We start from the raw sequence: 8,377 nt of genomic DNA, 5'->3' as shown, positions 1-8,377 counted from the left end.
TGGGCCGGCCCGGTGCGCGCGGGCGTGCGGGCGCGGACGCGAGCCGTGCCGATCCGCTCGACCCCGTCGCGCGCGGGGGACCGGCGGACGCGTCGGCCCCGGGAGCGGGACCGGCGGCGACGGGAGCTCCGGACGCCGGGCGGGCGCCGGGAGCCGCCCGCGCCGTGCGCGCCTCGCGGTGGTTCCTCGTGACCGTCGTCGCGGCCCTGGCGCTCGAGAACGCCACGACCTACTGGGCGACCGACCTGGTCCGGGACCGCACCGGCGCGGGCGCGGGCATCGCCACCGCCACCACGGCGGGGCTGGTCGCCGGCATGACCCTGATCCGGTTCGTCGTCGGCCCGCTGTCGCTGCGGGTGTCCCCGGCGCGGCTGCTCGCTGCGTCGTTCGCGGTGGCCGTCGCGGGCTGGGCGGTGCTGTGGACCGCGACCACCGCGCCGGTCGCGCTGGCCGGGCTGTTCCTCGCGGGGCTCGGGTACGGCGCGCAGTACCCGCTCGGGATCGCGCTGCTGCTGGGTGCGTCGGGCGGCGCGACCGACGCGGCGCAGGCGCGGGCGACGGTCGGGGGCGGGGTGGCCATCGGGCTCGCACCGTTCCTGCTCGGGGCGCTCGCGGACGCCGTGGGCTCGCACACGGCGTTCCTGGTGGTGCCGGTGCTCGCGGTGGTCGGCGGGGTGGCGGCCGTGTCCGGCGGGCGCGCGTGGCGCCGCGAGCGGCCGGGCGTGCCGATCGCGGCGGGCGACGCGGCCTGAACGCCGCGGAGCGTCGCGCCGACCGCGTCGGGACCACGCGGGCTCCGGTCAGCGGGCGTCGGAGGTGGTCAGCGTGACGCCGCGGGCAGCGAGCCGGGTGAGCGCGTCGATCGTGGTGCGCACGCCCACCCCCGCCGTCAGGTCGGTGAGCACCCGGACGTCGAACCCGGCGGCCAGCGCGTCGAGCGCGGTGGCCGTCACGCAGTGGTCGGTGGCGAGGCCCACGACGTCGACGCCGTCGACGCCCCGCGCCCGGAGCGCGTCCGCGAGCCCGGCCGGTGCGGCGTCGGCGAGCGCACCCGCCTCGGCGGCGGACTCCGCGTCGGACCCGACGCTCGGCGTCACGACGCCCTCGAAGCCGGAGTAGTCCTGGCGGCCCTGCCCCTTGCGCACGTGCACGGCGTCCCCGGGCAGCCGGAGCGCCGGGTGGTACGCCGCGCCCGCGGTGCCCCGGACGCAGTGCTCCGGCCACGTCGCCACGTAGTCCGGCTCGGCGCCCACCGCGAAGTGGCCCGCGTTGTCGTCGGGCAGCGGCTCGTGCCAGTCGGCGGTGGCCACCACGACGTCGTACGCGTCGGCAGCGCGGTCCAGGAACGCGGTGACCTGCTCGGCGACCGCCGCGCCCCCGGTGACCGCCAGGGCGCCGCCCTCGCAGAAGTCGTTCTGCACGTCCACCACGATCAGCGCGCGAGCCACCGGGGCCTCCTCCTCGCCGGGCGCCGGGGTGCGCCCGTCCGCACCCACCCTAGGCGCGCCGGCGGGTCCGCGACCCGCACCCGTCGCCGCGCGCACCTGGTCGCCCGCCGATCGTCGCGCGGCCGCCAGATCGATCGGGCGGGGTCGCGACGATCGGCTGGTGAACTGGGCCGGGACGGGAAACGCGCCGGGGCCGGGAGCGCGCGCCCGGGGTCGGGCACGCGGGTGCGCGTCGACGGCGACCCGGGCCGGCGGGGAGCGGTCAGCGGGGGCGGCGGGTCGCCACGACCACCGTGCCGTCCAGGTCGTCGTCGTGCACGACCCGCACGGCGAGGCCCTGCCCCTCGCACGCCGCCGCGGTGGCGCCCGCCTGGTGCACGCTCGTCTCGATCAGCAGGTGCCCGCCCGGGGCGAGCCAGCGCGGCGCGGCGGCTGCCACCCGGCGGTGCAGGTCCACCCCGTCGGCGCCGCCGTCCAGGGCCGTCCGCGGTTCGTGGTCGCGGGCCTCGGTCGGCATGTGCGCGATCTCGGCGGTCGGCACGTAGGGCGCGTTGGCCACCAGGACGTCGACGCGGCCGAGCAGCGCGTCGGGCAGCGGGGCGTCCAGGTCGCCGAGCAGCACGGTCGCGTCCGGCGGCCCGAGCTCGGCCGCGTTCCTGCGGGCGCACGCGACGGCCGCCGGCTCGACGTCGACGGCCCACAGCGCCACGCCCGGGTGCTCGGCGGCGACGGCCAGGCCGACCGCCCCGGTGCCGCAGCACAGGTCGACGACCACGGGCCGGGTGCCCGTCCCGTCGCCGGGGGCAGGAGCCGGGCCGTCGGGGAGCGCCCGCACCGCCTCCCGCACCAGCAGCCCGGTGCGCGCCCGCGGCACGAAGACCCCGGGCTCGACCGCGATCCGCAGCCCCCGGAACTCCGCCCACCCCACGACCTGCTCCAGCGGCTCCCCGGCCACCCGGCGCGCGGTCATCGCCGCCAGCCCGGCGTCGTCGTCGGCCTCGGCGACCAGCAGCGCCGCCTCGTCCTCGGCGAACACGCACCCGGCCGCGCGCAGCCGGGTCACGAGCGCGGCCAGCGCGGCGGGGTCGGGGGTGACGGGCACGGCCGGCAATCTACGCGGTCCGCGCCGGCCCAGGCCGGCGACCCGCGACCCCGGGCCGCTCAGCGCGGGCCCCGTCCCGCCGATAGGCCGGACAGGTCGGGGGACCGCTGTTCGTCGAAGGGACGCGTCGTGCCGGAACGGGTCGTGCGGCTGGCCGAGGAGGTCGGCCGGGTCACGGGGGAGAAGCTGCAGGGGATCGAGCAGGTCGCCCGCAGCACGAAGATGCTCGCGCTGAACGCGCTCATCGAGTCGGCGCGGGTCGGCGAGGCGGGCGCGGGGTTCGCCGTCGTCGCCCGCGAGGTCGGGGAGGTCGCGGACCGGGCACGCTCGCTGTCGGAGGAGCTGTCGTCCGAGCTGCGCCCGCGGATCGACGAGCTCACCGTGCTCGGGCACGAGCTCGTCGGCCGGGTGCGCGGGCAGCGGCTCGCGGACCTGGCCCTGAACGTGATCGAGCTGATGGACCGCAACCTGTACGAGCGGTCGTGCGACGTGCGGTGGTGGGCGACCGACGCCGCGCTCGTGGACGCGCTCGCCACGGCGGCACCCGCGGCGGTCCGGCACGCGGGGGACCGGCTGGCGACGATCCTGCGCAGCTACACGGTGTACCTGGACCTGTGGCTCGCCGACGCCTCCGGGCGGGTCGTGGCCCGGGCGGGCACCGGGGGCGCGGCCGGGGTGCTGGGGTCCGACGTGCGCGACGAGCCGTGGTTCCGCGCCGCGCTGGCCACCCGGTCCGGCGACGAGTACGCCGCCCTCGACGTGGCGCCGCACCGCGCGCTCGGGGCGCTGACCGCGACCTACGCGACCGCCGTCCGCGAGGGCGGCCGGGCCGACGGCCGGCCGATCGGCGCGCTCGGCGTGTTCTTCGACTGGGAGCGGCAGGCGCAGGCGATCGTCGACGGCGTGCGCCTCGGGCCGGGCGAGCGCGAGGCCACCCGCGTGCTGATCCTCGACCGGGACGGGCTCGTGCTCGCGGCGTCGGACCGGGCGGGGGTGCTCGCGGAGCGGGTCGCGCTGCGGACCGGCGACCGGGCGACGGGGGCGTACGAGGAGGACGGCCGGGCCGTCGGGTTCGCGGCGACGCCCGGGTACGAGACCTACGCCGGGCTCGGCTGGTACGGGGCGCTCGTGCAGCAGGGCTGAGCGGCGCCGCGGGGGCCGGCCACCCCGGCGGCTCGCGTGTGGGTGGCCGGGTGCAGGGTGGGATCGTGGACGAGGTCGAGGCGGTCGGGTGGCTCAGCCACCTGCTGGGCATGGCGGACGAGCACGGGTGGGCCCTGCAGTGGGTCGGCCCCGGCGACGGCGAGCTGCAGTTCTGCTACACCGCGGGGCTGTACCGGTACGACCTGCCCGAGCTCATCGTGTTCGGCCCGTGCCAGGCCGACGCCGCGCGGCTGCTCAACACCCTGGGCGCGCGGATGCGCGCCGGGAACCGTTACGTGGACGGCGACTCGATCGACGACGTGTGGCGGCACGCGCGGGTCATGGAGGTCCTGGACTCCCGCGAGCACCTGGTCATGGCGCACCCGCTGGCGCGCGCGACGCGGCCGCTGCCGGCGCTCCAGGTGATCTACCCGGACCGGGACGGACGGTGGCCGTGGCAGCCGGGGTCGCGCATCGCGAACGTGCCGATCCTCGGGATCGTGCCCGACGTCGGCTGACGGGGACGGACGCCCCCGGCCCCGGGGCGCCACCCACGGAGGCGTTCCTGGACCGGGGATGCCGGCGGGTCGCCGGGAGGTGGCGGCGGGGACCGGGGGTGCTGCCCCGGCCCCGCCGCCGGGTCCCCGCGGACCCCTCACACCGGGGGACCGGCCCAGTCCAGCACGCACGTGGCCCGCTGAGTGGCGCGACCCGCGACCCCTACGCGCCGCCGGGGTCGGCCGGGCTGCCGGCCGCTCCCGGCGGTGCGCGGGGAGCCGGGTGCGCGCCGGTAGCCTGGTGCGGCGCCCCGATAGCCCAACGGCAGAGGCAATCGGCTCAAACCCGATCCAGTGTGGGTTCGAATCCCACTCGGGGCACCACCTGCACCGCGTCCGACGTCAGACCGTCGCGCCGTCGAGCGGGAACCGTCGCAGCAGCAGCAGCCGCCGGGCGAAGGCCCACCAGGCGGTCACCAGCAGGTACGGCCCCGCCGCGAGCGGCACCACGCACGCGGGTGCCGGAGCCGAGCAGCACCGCGAGCGAGGCGGGGACGTCGCGGAGGAGCGTCGGCAGCGCGTCGAGCACGTGCGTCCTCTCGTCCCGGGCCGTGGTGGTGCGGCCCGGGCGAGGCCCGCGACGTCGTCGGCCGGCCGTGATCGGCACGCCGTTCCCCGGACGCCGACGGCCCGCCACCGCCATGCTGCTCCGATGGGGTCTCGCCGCTCGACCGTCCTCGCCGTGCTGATCGCCGGCGTGCTCGCCGCCGTGGTGGCCGCCGCGGTGGCCCGCTGGGTGCTCCGCGAGGACCCCGCGTCCGCGTGGGCCATCGGCGGCGCCACCGCCGTGGCGGCAGTGGTCGGGGACGCCGCCGCGACCCGCGTCCGGCGGCGCCGGGCGGCGGCGGGGGCCCGGGCGGGCCGCTTCGAGGCGTCGGTGCGGTCGGCGGGCGGCGGCACCGGGCTCGGCCCCCGCTGGGTCGGCGCCCGCCTCGACGTCGACGACGCCGGGCTCACCGTGGTGCGCCTGGTGACCGGCATGCGGCCGCTGCGCCGCGCCCCGGTCCGGCTCGCGGTCGACGGCGTGCGCCGGACAGGTCGGCGCACCGGGCGGGGGGACGCGCTGCGGGTCGCGCCGGGCCTGGAGGTCCTGGCGCTCGACGTGCCGGGCGGCGTCGTCGAGGTGGCCGTCGAGGCGCCGTCGGCGGACCATCTCGTCGAGCGGCTGGCGTCGGTCGGCGGCCCCCGCCGCACCCCCTGACGCGCCCCGAGGCGGCGCGTCGCGGTTTCGCGAAAGCCCTCGGCGCCCTGTACTGTCCTATCTCGCCTCGCGGCCCGGTCGGGCCGAGAACGAGGCCGTGCGGACGTGGCTCAGTGGTAGAGCATCACCTTGCCAAGGTGAGGGTCGCGGGTTCGAATCCCGTCGTCCGCTCCGCGACACGCAGCGCCCGGGCACCTCGTGCCCGGGCGCTGCGTCGTCCCCGGTCTCGGTGTCGCGGAGCGCGGACCGGACCGTCGGACCGGCCCGTCGGACCGGCCCCGGGAACGCCCCGCCGGGCCGGTCCCGCCCGCCTAGAGTGGGCCCATGGGGGCGGGCGGCATGGCCGAGGTGCTGCTGGAGGACGCCGGCGGGCCGCCCCCGGGCCCGGGTGCGCCGGAGCGTGCGCGCGCCCGGCGGGCCCGCGCGCTGCTCCGACGCTGGTGGCCCCTGCCCGTCGCGGGTGTCCTCGCGGTCGTGGCGTGGCAGTCCGTGACGGACGCCCGCACCGAGTCGGCCGCCGAGCGGCTGCGCGCGACGCCCGGGGTGATCGACGCGACCGTGACCGCCCCGCTGGACGCGGGCGCGACGGCGTCGCCGGAGCTGGTGGCCGCGCTGTTCTCCGGGACCCGCACGCAGCAGGGGTACCTCGCCGCGCTCGTGCTCGGGACGGGGACGGGTCCCGACGCGGGCCCGGCGAGCGTCCTGGGGCTCGACCCGGAGACCGGCGAGGAGGTCTGGCGGGTCGAGGTCGCGGACCCGCCGCCGGTCGACCTGACCAGCCGCGGCGGCGACTGCCGGAGCGGGCGCGACGGACCCGCGCGGATCCTGTGGTGCGTGATCACGGACAGCCGGGACCTCGCCGGCACCGCGTCCGCCACGCGGCTCGTCGAGGTGCACCTCGGCGACCACGCCGTGCGCAGCGCGCGCGACCTGGCGCCGGGTGCCGAGGCGTCCCCGGTCGGGGACGCCACCCTGGTCGTCGGCACCCCGGCCGCGGAGGCGGTGCACCTCGTCGCGACCGACGTCTCCTCGGGCGAGCAGCTGTGGGCGGCCGACGTGCCCGAACCGGTGGCGTACCCGGGCTCGAGCACCGGCTGGCTGACCCACGCGGGGAGCCACGTCCTGGTGGACACCGGTGATGCGACCTGGGCGGTGGACGCCGGGACGGGGCAGGTGCAGGCCGGGGGCGCGGGGGTCGGGGTCACCCGGGGCGACCGGCTCGTCGACGTCCACGGGTCCAGCCGGACGCTGCTGCTCGGCGTCGACGGGTCGGGGACGGCCGAGGCCGCGGGCGAGGTGCACCCGGCGGCCCCGGACGACGGCTCCGCGCCGGGCGTGCTGGTGGTGGAGGTCGACGACGGTTCGCTGCAGCGCCTGCTGCGCGGCGTCGACGCGTCGTCCGGAGCGGTGCTCTGGGAGCGGCCCGCCGACGGCATGTCGCGCACCAACCAGGTGCTGCTCGACGGCGTCCTCTACGGCAGCAGCGCGACGACCGTCTGGGCGGTCGACGCGGAGACCGGCGAGGAGCGGTGGAGCACCGAGGGGGCGATGCTCCGGGACTTCCGGCTGATGACCGACGGGGTGCACCTGCTCCGCGTCGAGCGCGACCCGGAGTCGGGCGTCCCGGTGCTCGCCGCCTACCGGCTCGCGTCGGGACGGCGGGCCTGGGCGGCCCCGCTGCCCCCGGGGGTCGACAGCGTGTGGACCCAGGGCGGCATCCTGTACGGGCAGGGCGACGACGGGGTGGTCGTGCTCCGCTGAGGGGGGTGGGCGCATGGCGCTGACGACGCACGGGGTGCCCGTGCACCACGTCGCGCACGGCTCCGGCCGGACCGTGGTGGTGCTGCACGGCGCGGGGGTCGACCACCGGGAGCCCGAGGCGTGCTTCGACGGGCCGCTCGCGGCAGCGGGCGGGCTGCGGCGGGTGTACCCGGACGTGCCCGGGCACGGCCGGACCCCCGCGCCGCCGGCGCTGCGCTCCGAGGACGACGTCCTGGAGGTGCTGGTCGGGTTCGTCGAGGCGGTGTCCGGCGGCGAGCCCGTGCTGCTGGCCGGCCACTCGGCGGGGGCGCACGACGCCCGGGGGATCGCGGCGCGCCGCCCGGACCTCGTCGCCGGGCTCGCCCTCGTCTGCCCGCTGGTGGCCGGCGGGCACGACGTCCCCGCGCACGAGCCGGTGGTCCGGGACGACGACCTCGGCGACGCGGAGTTCCGGGGCTACTTCGTCGTGCAGACGCCCGAGATGCTCGACCGGTACCGGCGGTTCGTCGAGCCGGGCGCGGCGCTCGCGGACGCCGAGGCGAACGCGCGGATCGGCGAGCGCTGGGAGATCACCGGGCTGGACGCGCCCGGTGCGGCGCCGTACCCGGGCCCGGTGCTGGTGGCCGCCGGGCGCCGGGACTCGGTCGTCGGCCACGCGGGCGCGGTCGCCCTGCTGGCGCGCTACCCGCGGGCGACGCTCGCGGTGGTCGACGGGGCGGGGCACGCGCTGCCGCACGAGCGGCCCGGGGTGCTGGCGGCGCTGCTGACCGACTGGGCCGAACGGGTGCTCGCCGGCTGCTGACCTGCGCGCCCCCGGTCCCACCAGGCGATTCACCCGCCCTCGGCTCGCGGGGCGGGGTGCCCGGCGCGCAGGATCGACGGTGCATCAGGACGCGATGCGCCCCCGGGCGATCGACGACGACCCGGGCGCGGAGACCCCGCGGGCACCCGGCCGTCGTGCGGGACCCACGACGACGGAAGGCCGATGACCACCACCCCCCACGTGCCCCGGGCCGGCCGCCGGACGCGCGTCCTCGTGCTGCTCGTGGCGGCCGGCGCCCTCGCCGCGGCCGCGCTCGTGCTCCGGGGGACGCCGTCGCTCGCGGCCGCTGCCGGCGCGTCGGGCGTCGCCGCGCTCGCCGGCGGGCTGCTCGGCGGCTCGGTC

Annotated in this window: 9 protein-coding genes and 2 tRNA genes; 9 read left to right on the top strand and 2 right to left on the bottom strand. The window is 79.0% G+C overall.

Going from position 1 to position 8,377, the window contains the following annotated elements:
- Positions 1 to 164 precede the first annotated feature (164 nt).
- Positions 165 to 752: an MFS transporter gene (locus FA014_RS16085; protein ID WP_230323253.1), complete on the top strand. Its 588-nt coding sequence runs from the start codon at positions 165 to 167 to the stop codon at positions 750 to 752.
- Positions 753 to 800: 48 nt separating this feature from the next.
- Here FA014_RS16085 and FA014_RS16080 read toward each other — a convergent pair whose 3' ends face one another.
- Entirely contained in the window at positions 801 to 1,448 is a 648-nt protein-coding gene (locus FA014_RS16080; RefSeq protein ID WP_154730658.1) for an isochorismatase family protein, read from the bottom strand.
- Between the two features lie 262 nt (positions 1,449 to 1,710).
- Positions 1,711 to 2,550, bottom strand: coding sequence for a putative protein N(5)-glutamine methyltransferase (locus FA014_RS16075; protein WP_230323252.1), 840 nt, complete (start codon positions 2,548 to 2,550; stop codon positions 1,711 to 1,713).
- A gap of 129 nt (positions 2,551 to 2,679) precedes the next feature.
- Here FA014_RS16075 and FA014_RS16070 point away from each other — a divergent pair, with 129 nt between their 5' ends.
- The 8 genes from FA014_RS16070 to FA014_RS16030 form a co-directional block, all read left to right on the top strand.
- Positions 2,680 to 3,693 carry a methyl-accepting chemotaxis protein gene (locus FA014_RS16070; RefSeq protein ID WP_154730657.1) on the top strand — a complete coding sequence of 338 codons (1,014 nt, stop codon included), beginning with the start codon at positions 2,680 to 2,682 and terminating at the stop codon, positions 3,691 to 3,693.
- A gap of 65 nt (positions 3,694 to 3,758) precedes the next feature.
- A complete protein-coding gene (locus FA014_RS16065) occupies positions 3,759 to 4,211 on the top strand; it encodes a DUF4262 domain-containing protein (RefSeq protein WP_154730656.1) in 453 nt (150 codons plus the stop codon).
- Positions 4,212 to 4,498: 287 nt separating this feature from the next.
- Positions 4,499 to 4,574 (top strand) — tRNA-Leu (locus tag FA014_RS16060).
- A 328-nt stretch (positions 4,575 to 4,902) separates the two neighbouring features.
- Positions 4,903 to 5,451 (top strand): hypothetical protein, encoded by a 549-nt coding sequence (locus FA014_RS16050; RefSeq protein ID WP_195969322.1) that lies wholly within the window; start codon positions 4,903 to 4,905, stop codon positions 5,449 to 5,451.
- A 99-nt stretch (positions 5,452 to 5,550) separates the two neighbouring features.
- Positions 5,551 to 5,622: transfer RNA gene (locus FA014_RS16045), tRNA-Gly, on the top strand.
- Positions 5,623 to 5,775: 153 nt separating this feature from the next.
- Positions 5,776 to 7,212 carry an outer membrane protein assembly factor BamB family protein gene (locus FA014_RS16040; RefSeq protein ID WP_154730654.1) on the top strand — a complete coding sequence of 479 codons (1,437 nt, stop codon included), beginning with the start codon at positions 5,776 to 5,778 and terminating at the stop codon, positions 7,210 to 7,212.
- Positions 7,213 to 7,225: 13 nt separating this feature from the next.
- Positions 7,226 to 8,014 carry an alpha/beta fold hydrolase gene (locus FA014_RS16035; protein ID WP_154730653.1) on the top strand — a complete coding sequence of 263 codons (789 nt, stop codon included), beginning with the start codon at positions 7,226 to 7,228 and terminating at the stop codon, positions 8,012 to 8,014.
- Positions 8,015 to 8,197: 183 nt separating this feature from the next.
- The coding region (locus FA014_RS16030) for a hypothetical protein (protein WP_154730652.1) at positions 8,198 to 8,377 on the top strand (180 nt) is incomplete at its 3' end.

It is taken from the genome of Cellulomonas hominis (assembly GCF_005239125.1).
Lineage (GTDB): Bacteria > Actinomycetota > Actinomycetes > Actinomycetales > Cellulomonadaceae > Cellulomonas > Cellulomonas hominis_A.
This window is presented reverse-complemented; position numbering and strand designations above follow the sequence as displayed.

Excerpts from the sequence above, each read along its gene's own strand:
- FA014_RS16050 (WP_195969322.1), top strand. The coding sequence starts at position 4,903 with ATGGGGTCTCGCCGCTCGACCGTCCTCGCCGTGCTGATCGCCGGCGTG.
- FA014_RS16035 (WP_154730653.1), top strand. The coding sequence starts at position 7,226 with ATGGCGCTGACGACGCACGGGGTGCCCGTGCACCACGTCGCGCACGGC.
- FA014_RS16040 (WP_154730654.1), top strand. The coding sequence starts at position 5,776 with ATGGGGGCGGGCGGCATGGCCGAGGTGCTGCTGGAGGACGCCGGCGGG.